Genomic DNA, 26,349 nt, shown 5'->3' with positions numbered 1-26,349 from the left:
CTTTTAAAATTCATCAAATATCGCTGTTAGTTACATGGGCCGATACTGGTTACCTTGCCATCGTTTCCACTGATATAATAGATCCCCGTACCGAGTGAATAATAACCCTGCTTTGCATAGACTCCGTCCATCGAATAGAGGATTGTCCCAACTCCAATAACCGGGTTTGGAATATTATTTACATTCAGCAGATAATAGGGAGATTTCGAGACAAATGAGGCACATAATGGAATGGCGGCAGTCAATACCGGTGTATAGGCCAGATTGAAAACATAGGCATTGTTTGACTTATAATGGTATTGATAGCCACTGATAATATTCCTGTCGAAATCCAAAATGTACTGCAGCCTGTCAAAGCTATCATAGTTGTAATATTCGGTGAGTCCGCGCGGATCGGTCATACTAGTCATCCCTACAAACGGCCTATACGTATAACTGGTCACACGGGCCTTCTTCATGTCTGCATGATTGCGGAGCGCGGCCATCGTGGTCTGGATATAAGCGTCCGTAACGCTCATCGAGTTCAGGTTGTTTAGAGTGGTCTGCCCCAAGATCGTCAACACGTCCTGATAACTAGCGTTCTCAACTTTGGCTATCGGGTAAAGCCCATTGTAGCCCCAGATATAGGCATACCGCTGATCACTTAGATAACTCAGGTCCAATGGATTGCCAGCCACGCTATACTGATTGAACTGCAGCAAAAGTTTCTCAGGGTTTGTCCTGTTGGTATAATAGTCATACTGGGGCTGTATCATATTAGTATACCATTCTTTAAAAACAGTACGCTTTTGCTCCTGCTGGACATTGTTTACCGTCCGGACAGTCTTGGTCGGAATGGAGACGATATTCATTGCCGTCATTTTGCTATTCACTGCAATAGCAGAGTTGTCGAAAGGATATTCATAAGTAAAGACCTCGTTCAGTCCATTGCTACTCACCACCTCTTTTCTCTTGACCTGCAAATATTTATCCTCTAGGATCGAAGTCTCTTTGATAGAAAAGACACCACCGTTATCATAAACCTCCCGGGTAACTCCTGTGGGCACATTAGCGCCAGACACGTATTTGCGGAAGCCGTAGCCGATAACCGAGCAAACATTCTCGTGGTAATCTTTTTCCTTGAGGTACCATTGGCGGTTCTTGTCGTTTGGGTATGACATGCTATAGTCGACTGAAAGATTGACGTGCCGATAAGTGGGCATGTCCCAAGTTTCGTCTTTAAGCACGGGGGTATAGCTATATTTTTCTACAGTAGCCAACTCATAGCTGTTTGTCGTCTGGTTTAAACGGAAAGATTCTTTTCGCCCCAGTTCTCCCCCCTCCCATAGATGAGAGGGATCTGTATAGTATTTGGGAAGTGGCGAATTCATCGATACATAATAAGAGTCGTTTATAATAAACTCGTTTTTATCATAGATTTTGCTTTCATAGTAGTAGACATCTTTGCGCTCGGGCTTGGACTCGCTGCCGCTGTACTCGGTAACAACATCATACAGGAGTCCGGTCTCCCCGAGGCCGGAAGATTTTATCTGGTGTTCCGAGGAATACCTGTGTACCCGGTAGCCAGCCTGTGCTTTAATATATGAATCATAATATGGGCTATAAAATTCCCAAAAGAACATACTGAACGTTTCTTCGGGAACATACGGCCGCAATTCGTACGCTTGATTGATATAACCATAACCGTCCTCAGCTGTACCATATTCAAACCTCCGGTAGGCAGCCTGACCGCTCTCTACAGTATTTCGAATCGTCTTGATACGCAAGCCCGGACCGTTATTGTGAATCACACCCCGATATCTGTTCAGTTCATAGTCAAAAGTGGTGGTACCACCAGTAGGATAGTTGATCGATTTCAGCATGCCCATCTTCCGGGAGTTCAGATCGGCTTGTCGTTCGATACCGTTTGGGGATATTACCCGTTTCAATAATTCATCACCATAAGTCGTAGGACGTACAATATCAATTGTCTGTGCAGGGATCAAGGCACCTAGCCGACCGGCAAGGGAACTATAATACCCCCATTCATCCTTAAACTGAACATCCTCTGTGGCAACATGGGGATTTTCCCATGATTGCGGTGCATAATAATCGAAACGGTATTGTTGCTCTACTTTTTCTACATTATTTTCCCTAGAGATAAATTCCAGCTTCTTCAGGTAATAAAGATAGGTCTCGCCAGCCTCCAATTGAGTATCAAAACGAAACTTGCGATAAGTGGGCGTTCCCATCAGCTCGATCGACTCCAGCATTTTGTTATTATAACTACGTTCGGGGGCTAAGCGGTAGTTAAAATTCAACGTACCGCCGGTAAAACTGATTGAAGTGATATAGGGAGCATTAATATACTCTGTATCCACGAAATGCATATCATCAATGGGTATTTGATTCAAATAGTCCATTAGGTATTGTCCGTAAAAATCCGTATCGTCAGGTCTATAACCGCTAGTCGAACCAAAATCATAGTCTCGCAGGCGGTCTGGAATTGTGATATAGTGATTATACACCGGTCGGCGTATGCCATAGGGTGTATAATTGAAATCAATTGCATCAGTCCCATCAGCGGAAACGATCTTTTTTAGGTACCAGCTCAAATTCATCAGGCCTACATTTTCATTGTTCACACTGATCCCGTTTGTAGACTCCCGATAATTATTGCTGGACATGTCACCATAGTAATATACCGTCCCATCGGTATCCGTGATACGGACCTCAGCATATGTATCCTGACTACCGCTGATCGTGCCACGGGTCAGCTCGATCTTCAGCCCACTATAGGGGATCAACATCGGTTTCTTTACGCCCTTTTCATCTTTCAGAATAAACTGTCCGCTTTTTCCGTTCGGTAGCGAATAATGGAAGATATCATATTCGGTATCGTATTTGGTTAATGGTCCAAGAGGTAGATAGTTTTTAGAAGATTCAACATTAGATGCATACAGCTGCTCATAGGTAGGCTGCAAGGTAGGAGTGATTGCAAAAGGCTTAATGACAGTCCATTCGTCCGGCCTACCTTGAATCGTTCTTGTTACAATCCCAAAATTGAGCAGCCAGCGGCTCCCAAGCATACCATTCACCTCATCGGCCATCCTCCCTGAGGCATGAAAGTTGATACTGACCGGTAGGCTAAGTTTCTTTGTTTTGATCTCATAGATCGGTACATTCATATCCACCATCCCTGTATTGTAATTAACAGGGTAGTCACCATAACGGGCCATCGCCATGGCCTGTGGTGATGGCATTATGTAGGTAGGTAATGAAGGCAACAACGGCGGATAGTCTATTACCGCCCCGTGCCCCGAACTGTTTTTTGGGCTATATGAACAGGATGCTTAACGGGCACTCCAAATCCGGCACAGAGCACATACAAGCAGCAGATCAGCTGGAAAATTCTGAATTTCATATTTCGGTCATTAAAAATAGTTCTACAATTGTTTTTTTCTTCAATCAAGTGTACCAAAAGTCTTACCCAAAAATGGATAAGGCATGAATCCTCCGAGTTTTAAAAACCAATGGAACATTTTTTTGAATGTCAGCCACATAACTACTCTGCACGGGAATTTTCACTGAATCAAACAAATAAATAAAAAACAGGAATTTAATTTTCATTTTTAAAAGGTTAAATATTACTAGATAATATAGCAAAAAATACGTCTCAATTATCAGAAAGATAAAATTAAGAGCTGGCAAAGCCTAATTACTTAATCAAAACAGGTCATATTTATAAGATATGAAAACTGTATTAAATTAGAAAAATAGTATACAGTAACTGTCCTGTGCTATCCTGCGTTATCAGTATATGAATTCGTACTTTATAAGGACCAGATCAATTGATTCTTGTGCTAATAATCGCCTTCTAGAACAACAATCGTTAGGATTAGCGCTCAGAATTCCGGCAAGATGCTTAATAATGAAACTGCTGGCATATCTTGCTAATTTGTTAATAGCTTCTCCAATTTTGATACTTTCTCCTCGAGCTCATTCCGTTTCCTTTCATTTTCGATCAGATGTAAGGTTAATTCTTCCACTTTTTTTAATAATAATAAATTCATTTCTGCCACATCTAAGCCGTCCTTTTTTATTTCTTTTGCAGAAGGAATTTCTGGAAGATGCTTGTGAGTTTTAACATAACTAGCAATGTACTCTAAACTGTTAAGTTCATATTCTGGTTCGAAAACATAATCCGGCACGTTAATATCTGTCTTTATTTTTATTTCTTTTGCTAGAATATTACCTTCTACTGCTAGTTTTGCCATAGGACTCCAGGTTCCGATACCAACATTTCCATCTCTGTTATATTGAACCATAAGTCCGTCATAGGCTTTGGTAGCTTCAGGTTGAATATAGAAGAGCTCTGCAATACCTAACCGATTCTGGATGTCATCGGTATTATAAAACGTAAAACGAATTTTTGATGGAGATACGGATCCAGGAGAAATCCGAGCTATATAATGCCCAGCACTATTATTGCTCACATCAGCAATAGTACGCCATTGATTATAACTACCAAAAGTATCAAAAACTTCTATCTTGAACTTTGTTGGCTTATAGTAACGCGTCGTGAATCCGATCCAAGCACCTTCCTGAGCTTGATATAGTGGTAGATCTTCGATAAGCACTACATAAGGATTTTGTGGATCTATGCCGGTACTTGTATAATTAGGAAAGAACTGGCCATCAAATAAGGGAGGCAAATTCAAATTGGCACTGCCAGACTGCGTCACCTTATAGCGCGTATCAGCAAAGAAAAGAGCATTTTTCTCCAATGAAGAAAAAGACCGGTTGGATGGTGGGACAATAGCTTCCGTTTGCGCAAAAACATGTAATTTCAAACTGATGACAAACAGCAAAACAAAATAGTTTTTTAGATTCATAATAATCTGATTAGAGATATTTATATAACCATTTTTTAACCAAATTCTGAAAGGATCTTCTGGAAAGGCACTTTCTTTAGGTTCAATATTCGTGTTTTAAGGATTTAATTATTTCTTCCTGTTTCTGAACCCGTTTGTTGAGTTCAATCATCTGTAAGGTTATTTCTTCTATTTTCTTCAAAAGGATTTTATTCATTTCGCCCAAGTGTATACCATCAGCTTCTGCCTCGGCAGCCTTAGGCACTCCGGGTAGATGACCATTTGCCTGAATAAACTTTTCTGTTTCGGAGAGTCTTGGTAATTGATAATTGGGTGCAAATACATAATCAGGCCAGTCTGCTGCTGAAGTCGTTACTTTAATTTCTTCAGCGCGGATCTTTCCTTTGACTGATAATTTGTCCTGCGGATTTAACGTACCTATTCCAACATTTCCTTCAACAGCTAACCCTACACCCCATGGCACATCGACATTAGCGGGATAGCCGATGCCAACACCACGGTAGAAATCCATCACATCAATTTTGGGTTGTAGATGTAACGAGGAGTAGTGCTCTCCATATTCAGGCACAGTTAGGTGGCGAGCCAAAATCCAGGCTCTGCGTGTATTCGTACCATTTGCGACACCTATTTCCATAGCATTATTATCAGCCTGAAAAAGCTGCATGACATTTCCCCTAGCGGCTTTGGTTGGATATGCCGCTGTACCGTTTGTCTTAATATGTAAAGGAGACTCAGGAGTGGAAATGCCAATCCCAACATTTCCTCCATTCGGGAATACATTTTGCGCTTGTGTTGCGCAAGAAAATGCAATAGTGGGTATTAAAAGTAAATTTTTGATTCTCATATTATTTATTTTGAGCAGAAATGGTTAGAATTAACTTTTCCAGCTGTGAAACTTTATCTTCTAGTGCAAGCCTCTTTTTCTCATTTTCGATAGCGTGCAGTGTCAGTTCTTCATTTTTCTTAAGCAACTTATTGATCATATCCCCCACCTGTATACCCTTGGATTCTACTTCTTGGGCAGTGGGAATTTCAGGTAGATGTTTATTTGCTTTGAGATAGGTCTCCAATTCAGTCAAACTTGGCAATTTATAATCTTCTTCAAATACATAATCAGGCCAGTTGGAAGTTTCGACTTTCACTTCATGCGCTCTAATTTTCCCATTCACCGACAGTTTTTCTTTAGGAGTAATTGTTCCAATACCAATATTCCCTTCTGGTAAAAAGGCCATAAACGTTTGGTCATATCCCCGGCCAATAAATGAATAAACTGCTTTGCTCACGCCGTTGGTTGTATTGCCGTATGACCCAAATTGTATAAAATTTTCTGCACCTGTTTGATTCGATACACGGTAGCCTCTTGCCCATATTCCATTTCCTCCCGGAAAATTAGCCCGTATGTTGACCCCATAAGCAGGTGCATCTAAACTGAGTTCAATGTTTGGATCGCCTGATTGCGCACATACAAACGTTGGCACAAAAGCCAAGAGTGATGCGATAAACTTTAATTTCATCTTTTTAAATGGTTATGAGCGGCTACGCTCGGTTAATATAATATGACACATTGAATTCTATAGCTTCCGATAGATAAGTTTAATAATCTATCAGAAACTTTAATTTCTTTTTTTCAAGTCATCAATCTGTTTCTGAAGCGATATAACATGCAAAGTCAACTCTTCGTTATTTTTGAGGAGTTTTTTAACCATTTCTCCCAATTGAATACCGTTTAGTTCAACTTCATTAGCCGTTGGCATATCTGGCAGATGCTTGTTGGTTTTGACGAAAGCCTCCAGATCCTTTAAACTATTTAGTTTATAATCTTCTTCAAAAACATAATCGGGCCAATCGCTGGAAGTGGTTGTTACCTTGATTTCCTCAGCTTGTATTTTCCCTTTTACGGAAAGCTTCTGTTGTGGATTGTCTGTGCCTATTCCTATATTACCATTATAGCGAATCCTCAACCGCTCCGATAGCGGGAAATTATCGCCAGGTTCTCCCGTAGATAAGACCAAATCCATTGCCTGAACTAATGCATTATTCTGCCCCCAAGTATTGATCCGTTCAGCGCGAATGCGTGCTCCTATATAGTCAGGTATAACATCTCTCCATGTAGCGAAATCAATGTTATAACCTCCAGATACCCCCATCAAAGGCACGTAAATATTACCTTGGTCATGTCCTGTCCCTATTTTTATGGTGCTCGTCGTGCTATTAGCAGCACTGCCCATATTTAAAGGAGCTGCTGGTTTTTTGCACAAGTTATGCTTATTAAGTCATTACCGAGACCGTCAAAGCCAGATCAAAGGCGAAGAAAATCAATTTTCAATTATTTTTATAAATATGAATACATCTTTCGGTTAATATTTCAGCTTAATATATGGCGAGATAAACTATCGTCATCCATTTCTATTGACCTGGCTAATTTAGTAAAAATTCATAATATGCTTATTTAGTAACGAAATTTATTTTCCAACATTTATTAAGAACAGTAAAACACTAAAAACTACCATCAATACATTTTCACTATTGTCAATTTATATTATGTAGATTTTTATGTAGATTTACAAAACATAGCTAATTAATGTTATATGAAAAGATTTTTAGCCGTATTTTTTTTATTTTCAGGCTGTTTTGTAGCTTGTTCAGAATTTATTGAGTATCCACTGGAAAAGAAAAGTGTCAATCTCATTGCTCCGATGGATAGTCTATCGACACAGGACGAGGTCGTTAGTTTTTTTTGGGAGAGACACGAGGATGCGGACAAATACCGTCTTCAGGTGGCAACACCTAATTTTGAGGCCATACAAAAAATTGTCATTGATACTGTCACAACGGTGGACCACCTTAATCTTACTGTCAAACCGGGCAATTATACTTGGAGGGTCAGACCAGAGAATTCGGGCAGTGTGGGATTGTTTAATTCGCGCCAATTAACCATATTGCCAAGCGCTAAATAGACCTGCAATGAAGAATAAGGCGATGACGTATATCTTGCTTTCTCTGGTCGTCGGACTTTGGGGCTATATTATTTATAGGATTTTCGCTGCTGTCTCCGATGAAGATCAGGCTCCACGTGCTGCCCAGAAAAATTTTGCGCAAAATGTAAGTGACCTGAGTTTCTACAATCAAAAGAAAACAACCGCACTTTTGCTCAACTACCCTGATCCAATGCTTAAGGATGTTGTCCCTGCGGCACTGCCCATTGAACCACCTGTACAGAATCCCGAAAGTTACGTGGCGCCGCCCGTCGAGAATGATCAGCCGGAGCCGCAGATAAATGTACAGTATATGGGCTTTATCGAAAATCTAAATGACAAAAAGCCAACGGCCATTGTCATGATTATGGATCGTCAATATATGATGAATGTCGGTGACGAACAAGGTGAAATAAAATTGACTGGCATACAACAGGGACATATTTCAATCAAAGTAAATGGCAAAAACAAGACGATATTTAAAAATGGTAACTAAACTACTTCCAATTTTCTTTTTTTGGTTCGCCTCGCTCCCTTGCCTAGCGCAGGTAAAGGAACTGGCGATTTTCAAAAGATTTACCATTTTATCTGAAGATGGTGGAAAAGCTATTTTATATGCTGAAAATATCAAAATAAAACCGAATAGTGACAAGACTTATACCTGGTATGAAAGCAATCAGCTCCATAAAACAATGGGTGGATACTCGGGCAAGCTATTAAATGGACAATTTACAGCGTACTTTTCAAATAAAAACCTATCCGAACAGGGGCTCTATGTAAAAGGTCTAAAACAGGGGGTCTGGCGCCAGTGGTATACCAATGGTAACCTTAAAAGCGAATCGCAGTGGATGGCCAACATCGAAGAAGGGCCTTTTGTACGTTACAACGAACAGGGGGATTGGATACAGCGCGGCTATCTAAAGGATGGAAAATTGCATGGCGCCATCGAAAATCGGGCGAAAGACAGCAGCAGTTATCAATATTTTGACCAGGGTCAGGAAATATCAAAAGAGGTCTATCAGGGCAATAATATTTTTCGAAAAACTGGTAAATTGATCGGCGACCAGATCAATAAATGGTTTAAAAAGAAGGATAACAGCCCCCAAGCAGTTGCTCCTTAAATTCCAAGAATCATGCTCAAAGCGGCAGCATTATATCTGGTATTGGTTATCTCTCTTATCGTATCGGTAATATTGGGAAGCTTGATCTATCTGGCTTTTTTTTATCGTGATCAGGATGCAAGGTTCACCCGAAAGGAAAAAATCCGCCAGCAGGTTGAAGCAGGATTTAGCTTGGTCACTTCCCGCGGCTTCCCTTATGTAATGGACAGTACTCTGACCAATGTGTTGCAACAGGGAGATTCTGTCTATATATCCAAATATCAGTGGGGGCTGTACGATATTGCTGTGGTACGCGCGCACATGCAACAGGATTCCATGCTGAAAAATGCGCTCTTGGGTGCTGTAGTCACAGATTCTACGGTACTTTACATTACGGATGAGGATAGACCGGTATCTGTTAGCGGTGAAACAGTAATCAAGGGTGTTGCTTTCTTACCCAAATCTGGTGTCCGTCCCTCCTACGTAGATGGCGAGTACTTCAAAGGAAATGAAAAAATTGTTGAAGGAAAAAGTAAAGATAGTGAGCGTCAAATGCAAGCTCTTAATAGCCCTCGCTTAAATTACCTTCAAGAGCTTACAAAACGAGACAGCACGGTTGAAACATTGCTGCCGACAGGAGCTACAACAAAAAATCCGTTTTATCACAAAACAGCTAAATATAGGTTGATCGCTGGCCAGTCACAGCTTAATGACAGCCTCTTGGGAAATATTCAGTTGGTCTCAGATACCACAATCATTATACCGGCGGGTGTGGTCTTACAAGATGTGGTTGTAGTAGCCCCATGTATCCGCATTGAAAAAGGATTTAGTGGTGCTGCTCAGTTCTTTGCCACAGATTCGCTAATCTTGGAAGATGATGTTACGTTACAATACCCATCCACTGCAGCTGTCATAGGTAAGGAAGGTAAAAAAATCAACATCCGTGTCGGCAACAATTGTAAAATAATGGGCACAGTGTTATTATACGAACCAAAACGTTCGGATATGCCTGCTTCCGCAAGTTTTGGAAAAGATTGCCTGATCCAGGGTGATCTTATTGTCTACGGCCTGCTGGATTATAGCAAAGGAATGCAGGTACATGGCTACACGACATGCTACCGCTTTTTATATAAAAGTCCCTCATCCATGTATGAGAACTTTTTGGTGAATATCAAATTTGACCATAGTAAATTGTCTCCGCATTTTTTACGTTCATTTTTAACGATTCCGGATCCAAAAAAACAGATTAATAAACCGCTAAAATGGTATTCGTATGGGGGTTAGAACGGTTCAGCTCAAAGCTTCATCTCTCGTAGAAACGTTGGTTTCGATGATTATCATCTTGATTGTCTTTGGAATAGGTCTATTAATCTTTGTCAATATCACCAAAGCTTCAAGGAGCGAAACGCGCAAGAATACAGACGAAATGATGGCTGCCTGGAGCCATGAACTCGAGTCCACAGGTTTCGAAGGAGATTCGACTGGAGAAAGATTTCAGGACAGCATACAGCTAACATACGAGGTTGCTACCGTTGGAGCGTACCCTGACCGGCTACGGCTGGTCATTTATTCCATGCATCCGCAAGATAAAAAAATAACGGACAGTCTTGTACGCTATATTCCGGGCAAAACAGAAGAAGGAGGCCAGCCATGAAAAATCCAAAATTAAAAGCTTTTACATTGATGGAGATGACTATTGCGATGCTCATTTCGGCGATCAGCATTGGGATGGCATTCTATATGTTTCAATATTTCCAGCAGTTGTTTCTACAGCAGCAAAAGCAGCGGCAGGAACGCTTTTCCTATAGCCTATTTAAGCATCTGATGCAGCAGGATATTGATCGCGCTGTATGGCTAAGGATGACAACAAATGGTTTGGTCTGTGTCGGAGAAAGGGGTAATATCAGTTATCAGTTTGACCCTGCTTATATCATAAGGAGCCAAAACGACGATCATAGGGATACCTTTCTGATTCGGACAATTACCTATGATACTGCTCCACAGCTCAGCAATCTTCCATCACCGGAGCTGACAGATCATCTGAGTCTAGAGGTTAAATTTGAGAATAAAGAGCACAGGTTTAATTTCCATAAAATATACGCCGCGCAGCAGTTAATGCAGCCGGAGCTATTCAGTATTAATTAAATACCTTTTCCTATGCCTTCAATTGATATATCAAAATATAAGAAAAAAAACGAAGTTCCCGGGCCGCAGCCCAGTAAGGAGGAATCGGGTGGTTTAATTGCTTTTCTGAGCAGGGATATCAGTTTCGGGAGTACGCAGCTTCCGGACAAGAAGAAAGAGGAATTTTATGTGGAATTCAGCACCTTACTGCTATCAGGTGTCGATCTCAAAACGGCTTTTGACTTAGTGCTCTTAGATCAAAAAAATAGCAAGGACAACAAGCTTTTTCAGGAGATCAAGGGAAATGTGCTTGTGGGCGACAGCCTTTCTGATGCCATTCGGAAAAGCGATAAGTTCAGCAATTACGAATTTTTCAGTTTACGTATCGGCGAAGAAACGGGCAAACTTGGTGAAGTGATGAAAGAGCTCGCCCTCTTTTATAAGAGCAAGATCAGCCAGCGGCGCAAGATTATCTCGGCGCTCACCTATCCTGTTATTGTATTGAGCACCTCTGTTGGGGCCATACTGTTTATGCTCAAATTTGTGGTGCCGATGTTCTCGGATATCTTTACACGTTTTGGGGGTGAACTACCTGCTATTACGGCTTTCATTTTAAAGGTATCCAAATTTATGGACAGGACATTTTGGTGGGCTGTCCTGGCGATCCTCATTTTCGTTGTTTTTATCCGTGTTAATCGCAAGCAGCTCTGGTGGCGCAAATGGTCTTCAAAAATTATGTTAAAGTTGCCATTATTTGGCGATATTATCCGTAAGGTGCATCTGGCCCGTTTTGCCAATACCATGCGCCTTTTGGTCAGCACCAATACCCCCTTGCTGCAGTCTATTCAACTGGTCCAGCAGATGACTGATTTCTATCCCATTGCCCATTCATTGGAAGGAGCAGAAAGGGAAATTCTACAGGGGGAATCGTTACATGCCGCCCTTGCAAAATATCCATTTTATCCAGCCAAAACAGTACAGTTGATCCGCGTAGGTGAAGAGGTCAACCGCCTGGATTTTTTCTTTGAAAAGATCGCCACACAACTTACGGAAGAAGTTGAATATAAAACCTCTACCCTATCCAGCCTCCTCGAACCTTTTATTATCATCTTTCTGGGGCTGGTCGTAGGATTAATTTTGATTGCCATGTATTTGCCCATGTTCCAGATGAGCAATAGTTTTTAACCTCAATAATATATTTTATGAACAAGTTGATTTTATTTTTTGTCCTGCTTTGGTTTGGATATGGTTTTAAAGCCAACGCGCAGAGTGCCAATGATTATTTCCAGACGGCTGTAACCTTTCCCGCAGATTTTAAAGTGGGTGATTTTATTGAATTTGCATCAGCAAAGCCTACTGCTGTCGGAGCCTCAGGTTACTATGAGGTGTCTATCGCCTATACACGTGGTAATATTGCTGCTGCTGCAACGCATATAGCATCTTCGACACACTCCAATCCTGCTAGATGGCTAGAAGCTGGCCGAATAAATAATAATGTATATACGAGTGGGGGTATAAATTTTACAATAGATCACAATCCAGGAACAAAAGGTTTTAGAATAAGGGCAATTAACACCTTAGGTATAAGTACGCCTTTGCTTGTAGATGTAAAAATTCGATCTATTAATTTCAACACGAACTATACCAGCTCCCTGACAACCGGCACCGAAACAAACGCAATTGGTCTTTTACCAATGACTTACGATTGGAGTTTAATTGTGGGTAATACCGCTACAGCAAATCCAGGAATATTAGCAATCAAAGCCGCCCCTAATGGAAATGTGGGTATCGGAACGGCCAATCCCCAGGACAAACTTTCTGTCAATGGTAAGATTCGCGCGCATGAGATCAGAGTAACGACAAACGCTGCCGACTGGCCTGATTATGTATTTGAAGAGAATCATCCACTAATGCCTTTGGAAGAACTTGAAAGTTTTGTAAAAAATAATAAACATCTACCCAGCATTGTTCCTGCAAAAACTGCTGCCGAGAATGGCGTCGCACTAGGTGAGCTCAACCGTCAACTCCTTCAAAAAATCGAAGAAATGACCCTATATCTCATTCAGCAGAACAAAGAAATTAAGCAGTTAAAAGAGGATGTTATTGCTTTAAAAGAAACCAAATAATAAATTGATAAGCTAAATTATCAATATCAAAAAGCCTATTTATAATTAATTCACAAAATACTCCATACTATTCAGTATATCTCAAAGAGTCGAAATTGATTATAATTTCGACTCTTTTTTAGGACTCTACACGATTCTATCTAGGCGTATTTTAATCGAACTTGAGACCACATTTTTCCAGCTTTAATATCCATCACCTCCTTTAAAATTCTAGTTCCTATTGTCATACGCTATCGGGTCAATACTCGTAAATCTGCCAATCTCTGCATCATAAATCCTCGCCCCGTAGTCGTGCTTATTATTTCAATTACCCTGTTTCCTCTATACCATCATTCACATACTCTATTATCTAAGCTATGGAGATTTCCCAAACTATCAGTATAAAGTTTTAGTGAAGCAGGAGTAGCATCATAAACTGTACTATTAGTGAAAATATAATTACTATTCGGTTTTAAAGAAAAAATTGATTTTTCAGATTCAGGATACACCTCTACTAAATCATTATTTAAACCAATGTTTTCAAGATCCACAGTTTTTTGATGTTTTATCCTACCCTTCAAATGAAAAAAATAGATGGCATCATCATCTTCGATGTTAAAACGTACAATGTCTCCTTCTTTTGATATTATTTTTTTTTCATTCAGATTAATGCAAATATTATTTCCAGCGCATGCTGTAATAATAAAAATAATTATCAAAAAAAAAGGAATAAATAAATCATTTTTTATTTTTCTCATTTCCAACATTTTTATTTGAGCTATTATAATAATTTATCCACCTTTGGAGTATATCAATTTTCTTATCTTCTGATAATCCGCCGCTTAAAAGATCAGTAATTCCATTTTTTCCTATGTTTTCATTAACAAACCTATCGAATTTAAGAAAATTTACTGCACCTTTATCTGCTTCTTTCTCATATTCAGCATTATCATGTCCATCATTCGAAGAAAATCCATTTTCTATAAATGAACTGGTATATTGTTTAGCGAATTCTCCGAAATAAGAAATCAAACCATCATGCTTTTCCACTTGGGGTAAATGTCCTACTTCATGAGATGATAGATACAACCATTTATCCAAGATCTTTCCCGTAGCCATTATTATTATATTTATTTATCGTTACTTTCCAGCCTTTCTAAACGTCTCATTACTTCTACCAGACTCCTATTCTGTTTATCCAGTTGTTTATCTTTTTCAATCAAATGTAGGGTAAGTTCTTCAACTTTTTTGAGCAGCGCTAGGTTCATTGCAGTCAAATCAACGCCGTCTTTCTGCATATCAGTTGCCGAAGGGATTTCTGGCAAGTGTCGATGTTTTTTTACATAGTCTTCAATACTGGATAGGGAGGGCAACTCATAATTAGGATCAAAAACATAGTCAGGAACAGAGATATCGGTTTTTATTTTTATCTCTTTGGCAAGAATATTACCATTCACAGCTAGACGAGCTAAAGGATTTGTTACGCCGACTCCAACATTGCCATTAGCTAAAATATGTAGGCCTAACTGGCTATCCCACGGAGATTGGGCATGAAATCCCATATAAAACCTTGTCGGAAGAGCAGCTGCCCCCAACATACCCATTCCAAAAAAATGGGTTGACAAATCTGAATTATAAAAACGCATCCCCCTGGCCCAACCACCGGTAGTCACTGGAGCTGCAAAGTCTATTGCTCCACCATCAATTTTAACATTAGTTCCTTTTGCTGTTGGATAAATGTTTTGAGACCTAACTTCCCCTATATTTAACAGACATGTAAAAAAAGTTGAAAATGCAAAAATTGCATAAAATCTATTTGTTTTCATAATCAGTCTTTTTTATTTTCTTCCTTTTTATTCATTCTTCTCTCTAAAGCCTCAATTCGTTTATCTTTATCGATCATATGGAGCGTCAGTTCTTCAATCTTCTGCATCAAGATCTTATTCATTTCTCCAAGTGACAATCCGTTTGCTTCAATTTCCGCAGCTTTAGGAACACCGGGAAGATGCTTATTTTCTTCAATAAATCTAGCAGTTTCTTTGAGAGAAGGCAATTGGTACCCATCCGCGAAAACATAATCTGGCCAGTCGGCAGCTGTTGTTGTCACTTTAATTTCTTTGGCCTGAATATTTCCGTTAACAGAAAGTAACTCTTTGGGCGAATCTGTCGCAATACCTACTTTACCATCCATATAGTAGAGATTCGCTCCATAGCGCTGCCATTGAAAAGATGAGCCGAATAGGTAGGGCACAACATTTCCGTTACCTGTATCGTAAAACTCGACAAAGACTTTGACAGCATACAAGTTAGCATGATTCGTAAACACCTTTACTACATTATTCTCCACTTCCAACATTGGGTGGTTTGAGCTCAGTCCTGCAGCTGTTACCAACCGTATTTTCCAAGTACTAGTTGGAGCGTCATACCACACCAGATATTCCACACCTGTTTTTGTTCCGGTAGTAACCACGGACATCTTTACACGATAAAGCCCTCCTATTTTTAAAGGTTGATTACCCGCATCAGTTAATTCGACTTTAGTCGTGAGGTTTACACTAACTTGTTTGATAAATGTAGCTGTCTGCGCCATCGCTTGTGAGATGCCGAGGATGCATATCATCGTTAAGAGAAACTGAAATAATTCTTTTCTTTTCATAAGATGTCGTGTTTATAAAATGTTTTGAATATGGCTTATTATCTACTGTGCGTTATTTGCACTGGCTAATTTAATTGTTTAAATAAATTTAATACAAATATTTCAATTCATTCAATAAAAGTGATAATAGAAAATTACTTCATTTCTATCATTTTCTTAATCTGTCTCTCCAGATGTTCTAAACGTTCCTCTTGGTGTTCAATCTTTTTCTCTTTTTCGATTAGATGTAAGGTCAATTCTTCGATCTTCTGCATCATAATTTTATTCATTTCCCCTAAGGCCAATCCATTTTCTTCAATCTCCACAGCTTTGGGAACCCCAGGAAGATGTTTATTTTTTTCGATAAATAATGCCGTTTCCTTAAGGTTAGGCAATTGATATCGATCTGCGAAAACATAATCCGGCCAATTACTCGTCTCCACCTTTATTTCTTGCGCGCGGATCTTGCCATTTACTGACAGCGCTTCTTTAGGTTTAGATGTGCCTATGCCTACAAACCCGCCAATATCATTGAGGATCAAATTTCCTGCATCATCTGGTACCTGATACGCAACACTTCTGATATAAAAATCACCGGTCGGCGTTGTATGTTCTAAAACCTGTATTCCGGATGAGCCACGAAAAACGACGTTGCCGATACCCACGGATCCTGTCCGACTGATAGTTGAGGTTGTGTTAACAGTTCCAGTAAAAAACTGTTGCGCTTTACTCTTGTTAAAGCCCATCAAAGTAAGAATAAAAAATACGGGCAAAAATTTAGTCTTTTTCATTGATTTGTTTTTTTAGGTTTAACAATTCATCTTTTATAATTGACATCTCGTTATCCTTATGAATCAAATGCAAGGTAAGTTCCTCCACCTTCTGCATTAAAACCCTATTCATTTCACCTAATGAAAGTCCATTCTCTTCGATGTCAGCGGCTTTTGGAACTCCCGGTAAGTGTTTGTTTTTTTCGATAAACTTTGCCGTTTCTTTGAGGCTAGGCAATTGATATCCATCTGCGAAAACATAATCCGGCCAATTACTCGTCTCAACCTTCACCTCCTGTGCTCGAATCTTACCGTTAACAGATAGCGTCTCTTTGGGTGCCGTAGTACCTATCCCGACACGTCCATTATGCGCTACATATAGATGATCTCCAATATTCAATCGCCCTCCTTTAGCTTCTGCCCTAATGGTACCACTGCCATTGGGCAACACCCCCGTATAGAGTTTCGCCACATTCCAACCATAAGTATCACTTAGCAGCTGTAAACCTGCTATAGCTGTTGTAAAGTTAACCTCAATAAATGTAGTGTCCTGATCATAAGTAAGCCTGGTCCCGTTCCAATAGCCAGCACCACCATTTGTTTTGAGCGTTAGACCACCTGTGTTCAGCCAGTCTTTAAACCACTCGATATCAAGATAATTAGGCGCTTGGCTTCCACCAGAAGTAAAGATACTGATCTTCCCAAATCCTCTCCCACCGGTGTTATTCACATAAGCAACACGTTTCCATCCAGCTGCGTCGACCTTGGCAGTAACAGGTGTTTGAGCTCGAAGGTTTATAGAACTTAACAGAACGACTAAAAGCAATAAGAATTTTTGCTTATTGAAATAATAAATGGCTTTCATAATTTATATAGTTAAGTAAACAACAATGTTTTTTTTTAACGTCCACCAAACTTCACCTTAAACCCCACTTCGCCCTCAATCACCTTGCGCTCACTTGTGGAAGCGCGTTTGCTATCAAACTTTAAGGTGACGGTACTTAGATAACCCAAGGTATTGATCTTTTCCAATGCTGCAACTGATTCGACGATCGCCTTGTAGTCTCCCTTAACGGTCAGATTCTTTGACTTAATTTTACTGGTATCAGCTTGTGTCGCATTTTTAGTAGTATTATTAAAATACACCTGAATACGGGGCGAATTGACTGCGCGACTTGCCTCCGATAGGAAATTATCATTCCACACAGCGGAATCGCTCTGATAAACTTTACTTAAGCTATCCAACACTTTACTTTTACGTTCGAAGTCGTACTGGGTACTATTGCTAATATCCTTGCCTATCAGCTGATTTAGTCTACGGTTTTCCCGATAGGCGTCATAGGTCTTTTGGAAAGCCAAAAACCAGGCAAGAACCAGTACAACACCAGCACCGGCAAACAGCAGCTTATTGCGTTTTTTGTAATCAATTTCCTTCCACCTGATCATTGTAAGTTATCTTTATCGTAAAGGCATCGAGCGTATCATCCTGTTGCTTGTTGCCATATTCTTCAATGCTGACTTTGGTAATCCAGGGATTATTTTTTAGTTCACGCAACCATAAATTGAGCATTTCCAGTGTCGGACTATTCCCCTTGACAACAAGCTGATCGGCTTGCTGTATAACGGTATTGCCCAATCCCTTTGACTGTGGGTTGACCTGGATCTGCGACAGTGTTATCTGTGCATAATGCCGTATGGTATAACCGATCTGGTCCAGAAGCCAAGCTTTCGAAACCCCACCATTCCAGCCCAGCTCTGCCAATAAGTTTTCGTTTTCTTTTATTCCGGCTTCTAATTTGTCCAAATCTTTTACTGTACTCTGCTGCGTGCTTACCTTTCCCGCAAGAGCTTGATTTTCCTGATAGTAATGACTGAATAAAAACGTATTGATTAAAAGCAATAGAAAAAGTAATCCCGTTAGGGCTACTAAATTTATCTTAAATTGCTGTTTTTCAAGCCAGATCTGCCGTTGCTCTTCTACTGCTGCAACGTGAATGGAGTAATCACTTACGTAGTCCAGCATCAAGGTCGAAAATGCAGCGGCATACGGAAGCAGATATTGCTGCTTGATCGGGTGATCGCCTATTTTTAACGCAAATCGGTTTTCAAATTCGTCTCCTGAACGATATTGCAGCCATTTTTTATTTTCCGGATGGATATGAATAGCATGCCTATCGAAGCTATACTCGCTGCCATAGCTATTGAGCTGCCCGAGAATATTGTCAAGCAGGAATGGACCAATAAAAACCTTTATGACCTCATACCCTGCCGCGGTAAAACGGTCTAAAATTTCTGTGATATAGTCCCTGCGCACAAAAGCAATCCAACTTTTCTCTTCGCCCGACATCTGTACCGTATAAAATCGGCTAATATCATAGCTCGGAAAAACTGACTTTAGCTGATCCTCATCGAGTCCGATTGCCAAACTTTCTTTTATTAAAATCTGTCTGGATTCCAGGTGCAAAGCAACAGGAATGGATTTGTGCTTAGCATTCGCCAGCAGTTCCCAATCGTTAACTTCCCAAGTCTCCTCAATCTCCAGCTGTTCTTTGTCCAAGTGGACCATACAGCAACAAAAAGACAGATGCTCTCCCTCCTGCCGTAGTGAAATGCCAATGCAGTCATTCAGTCGATATTTTTCCTTGATCCTTGCCAGCATCGCTTAATACAAGATTGTCGGTTTGATAAATACCACAGATACCACCTTTTGTGTGGTTTTTTCCCGGCTACTGAATAACCATTTTAATATAGGTATGCGGGACAATAAGGGTAATCCTCGGCCGCTGTTGCCATTTTCTGTACGTTCCATTCCTCCTAGTACGATCATATCTTCGTTGCGTGCCCGGATAATGGACTCAAACCTGCTGTTGGAGGTTGGTGGCGGTTCATTTTTAGCAACAGTTCCGATAAAATCAGAAATATTGACAGAGATCTTCATCGTGATCTGATCGTCACCGGAAACAACTGGGGTGACATCAATCTTTAGGTTTGCTTCTACTTCATTATACTGCTTTGTAAAGACATTTGTATTATTCGTTCCCCCCGGAAAGACATTTTGAGTTTCTATCAAATAATAACGTTTACTGCCTATGCTCAATGTTGCTTTATGCCCATTCAGTGTAGAAAGCTTTGGCACTGACCTAACCTCAACATTTTTATTTTCTTCCAATGCCTGCAGGCGTACATAAAAGTTGGGGGTCACCCGGCCGAGATTAAATGAATTATTCTTTCCTAATTGCGACAGAAAACGATTAATAGAACCTGAACCAAATGTAAAGCCATCGGAAAGACTACCGCCTACCTTCGGCGAGATCGAATCTACGCCCATTTTTATCCCTGTTTTTATTGTATTGCCTTTCTGAATATCCAATAATGTCACTTCTATTAGTACCAGGGGCACCAGTTTGTCCAACTGTTTGACATAAGTCTCGATTTCCCGAATCTGCGGTCCGGATCCCGAAAGTAGTAACATATTCTGCTCTTTAAATTCCTTGATCTCGACATCTTTACGCCAGTCCATCGGTATCATCATCATAATGGTGTCAATGGAGCGGTGCTGCAGGTGTATAATGCGGTTGTCACGTAAGCCTTCATTACGACGGTTACCGATCAGATAGGTCTCCTTCTCCATCCGAAAGGTGTATTGCGTGCCTCGAAAAATTGATGTCAAGAAATCCTCAAAGGAAATATCTTTGACACTTGTGGTAATATTACCATCAATCTGGCTGTAAATAAAATAATTGACACCAGATTCTTCAGATGCACGTTTGATCAACTCAATAATTGGTGTATTGCTTGCCTGAATCGTAAACAGCTTTCCCTTGCCTTGTTCTGTCTTTCCATACAAGGCATAATTCCCGGGTTGTCCTCCTCCCATTCCTTGATTCATTGCACCAGCAGCAGGATTGTTTATATTATCAGGCCGAAAACGGACATCCGTCAGGCTGTCGGCATTGATAAATAATTCCTCGCCGGGTATCAGCGATTCGAAGACATATACATTATCATTCGTTTTTCTATACTTCAGCCCATTGACGTAAGCGAGTTTTTCAAGCGAAGTTTCAAAGGGTGCCTCCGCCATATAACCCGTCACCGCTTTCTGCAGCAATGGCGTAGGTACAATCAGGTTTTTACCGGACAATGAGCTGATCTTTTGCGCGACCCGACCCAAAGAATCTTGCTGCAGTTCGTAACTCAGTCCATCGGTATTCACATTATACTGTACTTTTATATCTTTTACCACTGGCATCATCCGGGGCTCCGGTATTTTCTTAATATTCATAATGGAACCGATCACATCGATATCCAGATGGTATGTTTTAGCAAGAAACAGGAGTACGTTTTTGGCTGTTTCGCCCGTAAAATTATTGACAATGGAAAAATTCAATGTCGGATCCACGTTGATATTAAGATCATTCGACTGGGCCAAAGCCCTTAAAAATTCCTGGGCTGAAACGCCGGAAACAGAAAGTTTCACTTTTTTTTCCAGTCCCGGCACGGTACCAGCGAGCGCATTCAGGCGCTGCTCAACCCGGGCATAATTTTCGGTCGTTTCTTGCGCAACAGCCCCCATGCCAAAGCATAGTAAAAATAATATGGTTATATATATAGTTCTCAAGCTCATTATCAATAATTGAATAGTAATGGATAAATTTCCTCTATTGTTGTTTCCCCGTTAGCAAATAGCTCAAAGGCATTTTCACCCAGGGTTTTAATCTTACGTTCTCTTAAAAGTTCATCCACGCGCATATTTCCTTTTTTTATTTCATCGACCAACCCCTGATCCATCGGAATAATTTCATACACTGCCTTTCGGCCTTTAAATCCGGTAAAATAGCATGACGCACAGCCAACGGCCACGGCATGCCGCTCCACTGGGAAATAAGGCTTAAATTGCCTTGGGTATAACGATGCTGTCATTTGTTTCTCCCGTTTGCATTTGGGACATAATGTACGTACCAGACGCTGTGCAACGGAAGTATTTAGCGTATTGGCAATCAAAAAATTAGGTATCCCCATATCAACCAGACGCGATACCGTTCCCCAAGCAGAGTTGGTATGTATAGTCGATAGTACCAAGTGGCCTGTAAGGGCTGCCCGTATGGCCATATTTGCCGTATCGGGATCCCGGATCTCTCCTACCATAATGATATCGGGATCCTGACGCAGAAATGTACGCAGGGCAGCACCAAAGGTCAATCCGATATTTTCTTTGAGCTGCACTTGATTAATCCCTTCCAATGTATACTCAATCGGATCTTCGATAGTAAGTATATTATTGGTCGTTTTGTTCAGATATTTGAGCGTAGCGTACAGCGTTGTTGTCTTTCCTGACCCTGTGGGTCCACTGATAAGCAGAATTCCATTGGGTTTCTTTACTCCGTGAAGATAATTTTCGTAATCTTCTGTCGACATCCCCAATTTGTCCAATTGGATATTAGTCGCATTGTTATTGAGCAAACGTAATACAACTTTCTCGCCGTGGAGCGTGGGCAATACGGATACCCGTATATCAAATTGATCTTGGTTTCGCCTGTAATGGATACGTCCATCCTGCGGCAGGCGCTTCTCGGCAATATCGAGATTGGACATGATCTTGATTTTATTGATCAGGGCGGGATAGTCTTCTCGCTGCAGGACATAACGCTCCACCATCATCCCATCAATTCGGACACGCACACGGCATCGGTTTTCATACGTCTCAATATGAATATCACTGCTCTTCAGCTGTTTGGCCTCATAGATGAGATTGTCCAAAAAATCGGCATTGAATACTAGATTCTTGACGGTTTCATTGCCTTCACTTGATTTTTCGCCGAAATAGTATTTGTTCAGCCATTCTTCTATCTGACCGGAAGGCACAGTTTCCAGTGCGATATGCTCATCAAAAAGAATCGCCAACTCATTCTGCAACGCTGGCAGGTTATTGGACTCATCAGAATAAAAGAAGATCTTACCTTCATACCGATCATAAGGGATAATACGATAATGCCATGCGATATCTCTGGAAATCGCATGCAATGTCTCTGCTGAAAAATTAGTTGTTACCCCCACACAAATACGATGTTAATAATTGTATATACTTTTCTTTCAATTTTAGGAAAACAGCTTTTGAAACGTCTGTTCCCATATTATACATCCCGTTCTTTCGACAATAAAGTACCCCATAAAAAGAAGGGCCTGGCAGCCAGCCAACGGTATTCCCTTATCAGGGTTGCGCCAATTCTTTCGGATCAATGTCACCAACAGTACCAAAAATAAACTACTCGCATAAAATATGAAAAAGCTCAAAAATGGCATATATAAGGTCAGGCAACCTAAGAAAGCGATATCACCCCAACCAAGCTTGCGATCCATTATCTGTTCCCATCTGCCCGTTTTGATCCGAAAATAAACTAAGATCACTCCTAACTGAAGAACCAAAAACAGAATATTGGCCAGCATCTGCGGATACTTGTCCTCCCAAAATCCCACCGAGAGATTCAACCCGAGTAACAACAGCGCTAAAACAATAAATAATACCACATTTACAGCGCGCTGTTTAAAATCCTGATAGGCGACGTACAACAGGCTTATGCAGATGGCGATATCCCACCACATCCTAATCCGCCGTTACTTCCTTTAAATTTTTATCCTGGTCAATTTCCCATACATTGAAGGTACCATCCCCATCAAAATCGACAACAGCTGTCGCACGACCCAAAAATGTATTTTGATCTGCGCGGACAATTTCGACTCTGTAATTGGCTTTACCATCCTTTCCGTCAGTGCTCAGTTTTTCCTGAACAAAACCTATTTCATCCAGATTACCACTGTACTTGGACTTTTCAAAGAAATAGTTTTTTTGTAATGTCTGTAAATGCTGGAGCTGCACTTTAGCTTCCGTACTTTTTGCCTTGGTAATCAAAGGCATCAGGTTTGGCAGTGCTAATAACACCAGAATACCAATAATCACCATGACGACCAAAATTTCGGTCAGGCTATACGCCTTTAATCGTTTTTTTAAAAATCTTTTCATAACACTTTTCAACCCCAATCCATTTAGGTAGTGCTAATATAAATATTTTCGTTTAACTCTTATAATTAAATCAAAATGATTGGAGACTTTGTGTTTATATGCGATTGTACTTAATATTTTCGACGCTCCCGCCCGATTCGGCAGACAACTTTGCCATGTCCTATTTTCGCTAAAAACATTTTATACATCATTCACAGTCAATTTATCTGCTTACCAAAGATGCATCCGAACCAGAAAACCAAACAAACAGAACAATCAGCCATTGAATAGCGATACAGATCCAAAAAGGTCTATTGTCAGCCTCTGTCAGCATTTCCAATACAGCAATAAATTTGGACTTCACAATATCATAAAAGTTATTATTATTGTCGAGATCTAAGCTGTCAAAGCTTATCTTGTTCAAGCCAAACACCACAATGCGCTTGATCCATGGATTTTCAATCTTTGTATTTTTCACTTCGTTGATCAACTTGAGTTTCGCAAAAGTATAATCACCCGCATTTTGAACGAGGTCAGGCTGGTTGGATTGAAAAACCAATAGTACTTTGTCCAATGCTGGTATGATAAGATCATCCTGTCTTTCCTCCACTACCTTACCGGCCACCGTCGAGAAAACATATTTATTGCTAAATAAGAAAAGAAGTATCGGTAAAAGGATCAATCCGGTCAACCAGAGGAATTTTCCAACGGTCTGTACGGAGCCGTTCATTGAAAAGAAGGCACCATCTGCATTGCTTCTGAGCAGTAGGTATCCGACTATGAGGTACAATACTGTTGACAGAATAGCTAACAAATAGCACTTAAATAAGGTTTTTGTTGCCAGAACAGTTAACTTTTTAATATAAGATAAATTTGCATTCATAATATTATCGTATAATTTATCGCTCTAAATTAAAACTAATCTCTTCAAATCTCTTATTGAATTCCAATTCGCCCATGACTATTTTAAATTCGTTGAAGTTTAACTTCTATTCGTATTTCGGCGACCTATTTCCAAGTTAAACCTATGCAATAGCATTGTTATTGATTTTATAATTGACAAATAACTCCCATATATCACATAAAAAAATAAAAAAAACTTGCGTAGTTAAATAGCGACACATATATTTGTAGCTAAATAACTTCATAATGAATTTAAGACGAGATGTTTTCCAAGCCATTGCGGACCCAACGAGAAGGGCAATACTTCTTCTTTTGGCTTCGCAATCAATGACGGCAGGGGCTATTGCCGCAAACTTTGATACCGCAAGACCGACTGTGTCCAAGCACTTGCAGATACTCAGTGAATGTGAACTGCTTAAATCTGAACAAAATGGCCGTGAAATTTACTACCAGCTCAACGCACCTAAAATGAAAGAAATAGCAGATTTTATAGAGCCGTTCCGTAGCATGTGGGATGACCGTTTTAATAAATTGGAAGAAATTATGAAAAACTATAAAGACAAATAAAATGGAAAAGAAAACAAAAATCCATGCCGAAGATGGTAAACAGGAAATTTTGATTACCAGAGAATTTGACTTACCCCTTCATTTGCTATTCAAAGCTTATGAAGAAGCTGAAATCTTCGAGCAATGGATGGGGACCAAGGTGTCAAAATGGGAGAATAAACGACATGGCTCTTTTGCTTTTGAAACCTTCCACAACAATATGGTCGCCTTCAAAGCCAACGGAACGATACACGAATTTATACCCAACGAGAAAATCACTAGAACTTTTGAAATGGAAGGTACTCCCTTCCCCGTCCAATTAGAATACCTAAACTTCGAAAAGATAACCGACACGAGCAGCAAACTGATCATGCATATTGTCTTTCAATCCATTGAGTTTCGTGACCAGCTCCTCCGGATGCCTTTCGCTCAGGGTATCAATATGGCGCATAACAGACTTCAGGATATGGTGTCCAAACTCGCATAAACCTAAAATTTTCACTAAACCAAAGCAACAAAATGAACCTAAAAGCAGCACATTTCTTCGAAAATGCCTCGAGATGGAACGAAGAATTTAATTTATTACGGAAAATTGTCACCGAAAACAAGGCTCTCGTGGAAGATTACAAATGGATGCACCCTTGCTATACCTTTGAGGGGAAGAATGTTGTCCTGATCCATGGATTTAAAGATTACTGCGCCTTATTATTTCACAAAGGCGTGCTGCTAAAAGATCCAAAACAACTATTAATTCAACAAACTGAAAACGTGCAGTCCGGCAGACAGTTGAGATTTACCAGTATTGAACAAATTATAAACCTGAGCGAGACAATAGCTGATTATATCCAAGAGGCCATAACCGTTGAAAAATCCGGAGCAAAAGTCATTATGCGAAAGACTGAAGATTATCCGATTCCAGACGAATTCGCAAGAGCCTTAAATGAGGATAAAGAACTTAAAGCTGCTTTTTCATCTTTAACCCCGGGCCGTCAGAAAGGATATTTATTTTATTTCAATCAGGCAAAACAAGCAAAAACACGTGAATCAAGAATCGAAAAGTACTATCAACACATTTTGGATGGAAAAGGTATAGACGATTAAAAATGCCATACGCTGGGCAAGCAATGTAATATTACAGCTGACTGCATAGGTTCTGTCCAGAAAGATAGGCTCAACATGGGAAGTGAACTTATGGTGATTGTAGCATATAATATGAGCAAAATTTGATAACTTTGATCTGCGTTGTGAAACAGCGTCTAAACCACTATGCGTGCTATCGGTACATCCCGTACGACTGCATTAAAACACTTAATTTTACAC

The 26,349-nt window shown here is 40.2% G+C and carries 29 protein-coding genes; 11 read left to right on the top strand and 18 right to left on the bottom strand.

Annotated elements, in window-relative coordinates; all coding sequences use genetic code 11:
- Positions 1-26: 26 nt before the first annotated feature.
- The 5 genes from B4G94_RS27640 to B4G94_RS27620 form a co-directional block, all read right to left on the bottom strand.
- On the bottom strand, positions 27-3,242 hold the full coding sequence (locus tag B4G94_RS27640; RefSeq protein ID WP_286863344.1) for a hypothetical protein: 3,216 nt from the start codon (positions 3,240-3,242) through the stop codon (positions 27-29).
- A gap of 690 nt (positions 3,243-3,932) precedes the next feature.
- Complete coding sequence (locus tag B4G94_RS27635; RefSeq protein ID WP_286863343.1) at positions 3,933-4,874, bottom strand: hypothetical protein; 942 nt, start codon at positions 4,872-4,874, stop codon at positions 3,933-3,935.
- Positions 4,875-4,956: 82 nt separating this feature from the next.
- Positions 4,957-5,718, bottom strand: a complete 762-nt coding sequence (locus tag B4G94_RS27630; RefSeq protein WP_286863342.1) for a tail fiber protein — start codon at positions 5,716-5,718, stop codon at positions 4,957-4,959.
- Position 5,719: 1 nt separating this feature from the next.
- The gene (locus B4G94_RS27625) at positions 5,720-6,388 is read right to left on the bottom strand and encodes a hypothetical protein (RefSeq protein ID WP_286863341.1); all 669 of its coding nucleotides are present in this window, start codon (positions 6,386-6,388) and stop codon (positions 5,720-5,722) included.
- A 99-nt stretch (positions 6,389-6,487) separates the two neighbouring features.
- Entirely contained in the window at positions 6,488-7,132 is a 645-nt protein-coding gene (locus B4G94_RS27620) for a tail fiber protein (RefSeq protein WP_286863340.1), read from the bottom strand.
- A gap of 330 nt (positions 7,133-7,462) precedes the next feature.
- On the opposite strand from B4G94_RS27620, the gene B4G94_RS27615 reads away from it, so the two are divergent.
- The 8 genes from B4G94_RS27615 to B4G94_RS27580 are packed head-to-tail and all read left to right on the top strand — an operon-like array spanning position 7,463 to position 13,199.
- Entirely contained in the window at positions 7,463-7,831 is a 369-nt protein-coding gene (locus tag B4G94_RS27615; protein WP_286863339.1) for a hypothetical protein, read from the top strand.
- Positions 7,832-7,838: 7 nt separating this feature from the next.
- A complete protein-coding gene (locus B4G94_RS27610; RefSeq protein ID WP_286863338.1) occupies positions 7,839-8,345 on the top strand; it encodes a type II secretion system protein N in 507 nt (168 codons plus the stop codon).
- The gene (locus B4G94_RS27605) at positions 8,335-8,970 is read left to right on the top strand and encodes a toxin-antitoxin system YwqK family antitoxin (RefSeq protein WP_286863337.1); all 636 of its coding nucleotides are present in this window, start codon (positions 8,335-8,337) and stop codon (positions 8,968-8,970) included. The genes B4G94_RS27610 and B4G94_RS27605 overlap by 11 nt, the downstream gene beginning before the upstream one ends.
- Before the next feature lie 12 nt (positions 8,971-8,982).
- Positions 8,983-10,233: a hypothetical protein gene (locus tag B4G94_RS27600; RefSeq protein ID WP_286863336.1), complete on the top strand. Its 1,251-nt coding sequence runs from the start codon at positions 8,983-8,985 to the stop codon at positions 10,231-10,233.
- On the top strand, positions 10,223-10,603 hold the full coding sequence (locus tag B4G94_RS27595) for a hypothetical protein (RefSeq protein WP_286863335.1): 381 nt from the start codon (positions 10,223-10,225) through the stop codon (positions 10,601-10,603). The genes B4G94_RS27600 and B4G94_RS27595 overlap by 11 nt, the downstream gene beginning before the upstream one ends.
- On the top strand, positions 10,600-11,094 hold the full coding sequence (locus B4G94_RS27590; RefSeq protein ID WP_286863334.1) for a prepilin-type N-terminal cleavage/methylation domain-containing protein: 495 nt from the start codon (positions 10,600-10,602) through the stop codon (positions 11,092-11,094). The genes B4G94_RS27595 and B4G94_RS27590 overlap by 4 nt, the downstream gene beginning before the upstream one ends.
- A 12-nt stretch (positions 11,095-11,106) precedes the next feature.
- Positions 11,107-12,258 (top strand): type II secretion system F family protein, encoded by a 1,152-nt coding sequence (locus B4G94_RS27585; protein WP_286863333.1) that lies wholly within the window; start codon positions 11,107-11,109, stop codon positions 12,256-12,258.
- 17 nt (positions 12,259-12,275) lie between these two features.
- Positions 12,276-13,199, top strand: a complete 924-nt coding sequence (locus B4G94_RS27580) for a hypothetical protein (RefSeq protein ID WP_286863332.1) — start codon at positions 12,276-12,278, stop codon at positions 13,197-13,199.
- 329 nt (positions 13,200-13,528) lie between these two features.
- On the opposite strand, the gene B4G94_RS27575 is transcribed toward B4G94_RS27580, so the two are convergent.
- From B4G94_RS27575 to B4G94_RS27515, 13 genes are all read right to left on the bottom strand, one after another.
- The gene (locus B4G94_RS27575; protein WP_286863331.1) at positions 13,529-13,936 is read right to left on the bottom strand and encodes a hypothetical protein; all 408 of its coding nucleotides are present in this window, start codon (positions 13,934-13,936) and stop codon (positions 13,529-13,531) included.
- On the bottom strand, positions 13,917-14,297 hold the full coding sequence (locus B4G94_RS27570; RefSeq protein ID WP_286863330.1) for a hypothetical protein: 381 nt from the start codon (positions 14,295-14,297) through the stop codon (positions 13,917-13,919). The genes B4G94_RS27575 and B4G94_RS27570 overlap by 20 nt, the downstream gene beginning before the upstream one ends.
- An 11-nt stretch (positions 14,298-14,308) precedes the next feature.
- Positions 14,309-15,004 (bottom strand): hypothetical protein, encoded by a 696-nt coding sequence (locus B4G94_RS27565; RefSeq protein ID WP_286863329.1) that lies wholly within the window; start codon positions 15,002-15,004, stop codon positions 14,309-14,311.
- A 2-nt stretch (positions 15,005-15,006) separates the two neighbouring features.
- Positions 15,007-15,798 carry a tail fiber protein gene (locus B4G94_RS27560; RefSeq protein ID WP_286863328.1) on the bottom strand — a complete coding sequence of 264 codons (792 nt, stop codon included), beginning with the start codon at positions 15,796-15,798 and terminating at the stop codon, positions 15,007-15,009.
- Between the two features lie 170 nt (positions 15,799-15,968).
- Positions 15,969-16,604 (bottom strand): hypothetical protein, encoded by a 636-nt coding sequence (locus B4G94_RS27555; RefSeq protein WP_286863327.1) that lies wholly within the window; start codon positions 16,602-16,604, stop codon positions 15,969-15,971.
- Complete coding sequence (locus tag B4G94_RS27550) at positions 16,591-17,448, bottom strand: hypothetical protein (protein WP_286863326.1); 858 nt, start codon at positions 17,446-17,448, stop codon at positions 16,591-16,593. The genes B4G94_RS27555 and B4G94_RS27550 overlap by 14 nt, the downstream gene beginning before the upstream one ends.
- A 35-nt stretch (positions 17,449-17,483) precedes the next feature.
- A complete protein-coding gene (locus B4G94_RS27545) occupies positions 17,484-18,029 on the bottom strand; it encodes a hypothetical protein (RefSeq protein WP_286863325.1) in 546 nt (181 codons plus the stop codon).
- Positions 18,007-19,242 (bottom strand): hypothetical protein, encoded by a 1,236-nt coding sequence (locus B4G94_RS27540; RefSeq protein ID WP_286863323.1) that lies wholly within the window; start codon positions 19,240-19,242, stop codon positions 18,007-18,009. Before B4G94_RS27540 ends, B4G94_RS27545 begins: the two co-directional genes overlap by 23 nt.
- 3 nt (positions 19,243-19,245) lie before the next feature.
- Positions 19,246-21,207, bottom strand: a complete 1,962-nt coding sequence (locus tag B4G94_RS27535; protein WP_286863321.1) for a type II secretion system protein GspD — start codon at positions 21,205-21,207, stop codon at positions 19,246-19,248.
- 2 nt (positions 21,208-21,209) lie between these two features.
- Positions 21,210-22,637 (bottom strand): GspE/PulE family protein, encoded by a 1,428-nt coding sequence (locus B4G94_RS27530; RefSeq protein ID WP_286863319.1) that lies wholly within the window; start codon positions 22,635-22,637, stop codon positions 21,210-21,212.
- Positions 22,638-22,679: 42 nt separating this feature from the next.
- Positions 22,680-23,183: a hypothetical protein gene (locus B4G94_RS27525; RefSeq protein WP_286863318.1), complete on the bottom strand. Its 504-nt coding sequence runs from the start codon at positions 23,181-23,183 to the stop codon at positions 22,680-22,682.
- A gap of 1 nt (position 23,184) precedes the next feature.
- Positions 23,185-23,601 (bottom strand): type IV pilin protein, encoded by a 417-nt coding sequence (locus B4G94_RS27520; protein WP_286863317.1) that lies wholly within the window; start codon positions 23,599-23,601, stop codon positions 23,185-23,187.
- A 202-nt stretch (positions 23,602-23,803) separates the two neighbouring features.
- Positions 23,804-24,463 (bottom strand): hypothetical protein, encoded by a 660-nt coding sequence (locus tag B4G94_RS27515; RefSeq protein ID WP_286863316.1) that lies wholly within the window; start codon positions 24,461-24,463, stop codon positions 23,804-23,806.
- Positions 24,464-24,729: 266 nt separating this feature from the next.
- Between B4G94_RS27515 and B4G94_RS27510 the strand changes: the two genes are divergently transcribed.
- From B4G94_RS27510 to B4G94_RS27500, 3 genes are read left to right on the top strand one after another with little or no spacing between them, the layout of a single operon-like run.
- The gene (locus tag B4G94_RS27510) at positions 24,730-25,050 is read left to right on the top strand and encodes an ArsR/SmtB family transcription factor (RefSeq protein ID WP_108633675.1); all 321 of its coding nucleotides are present in this window, start codon (positions 24,730-24,732) and stop codon (positions 25,048-25,050) included.
- A gap of 1 nt (position 25,051) precedes the next feature.
- Positions 25,052-25,516, top strand: coding sequence for an SRPBCC family protein (locus B4G94_RS27505; protein ID WP_108633674.1), 465 nt, complete (start codon positions 25,052-25,054; stop codon positions 25,514-25,516).
- Positions 25,517-25,548: 32 nt separating this feature from the next.
- Complete coding sequence (locus tag B4G94_RS27500) at positions 25,549-26,130, top strand: YdeI/OmpD-associated family protein (RefSeq protein WP_108633673.1); 582 nt, start codon at positions 25,549-25,551, stop codon at positions 26,128-26,130.
- Positions 26,131-26,349: the final 219 nt, after the last annotated feature.

Origin of the sequence: Sphingobacterium sp. UBA7625, from assembly GCF_002484085.1 — a bacterium.
In the GTDB taxonomy this organism is placed as follows: Bacteria; Bacteroidota; Bacteroidia; order Sphingobacteriales; family Sphingobacteriaceae; genus Sphingobacterium; species Sphingobacterium athyrii.
This window is presented reverse-complemented; position numbering and strand designations above follow the sequence as displayed.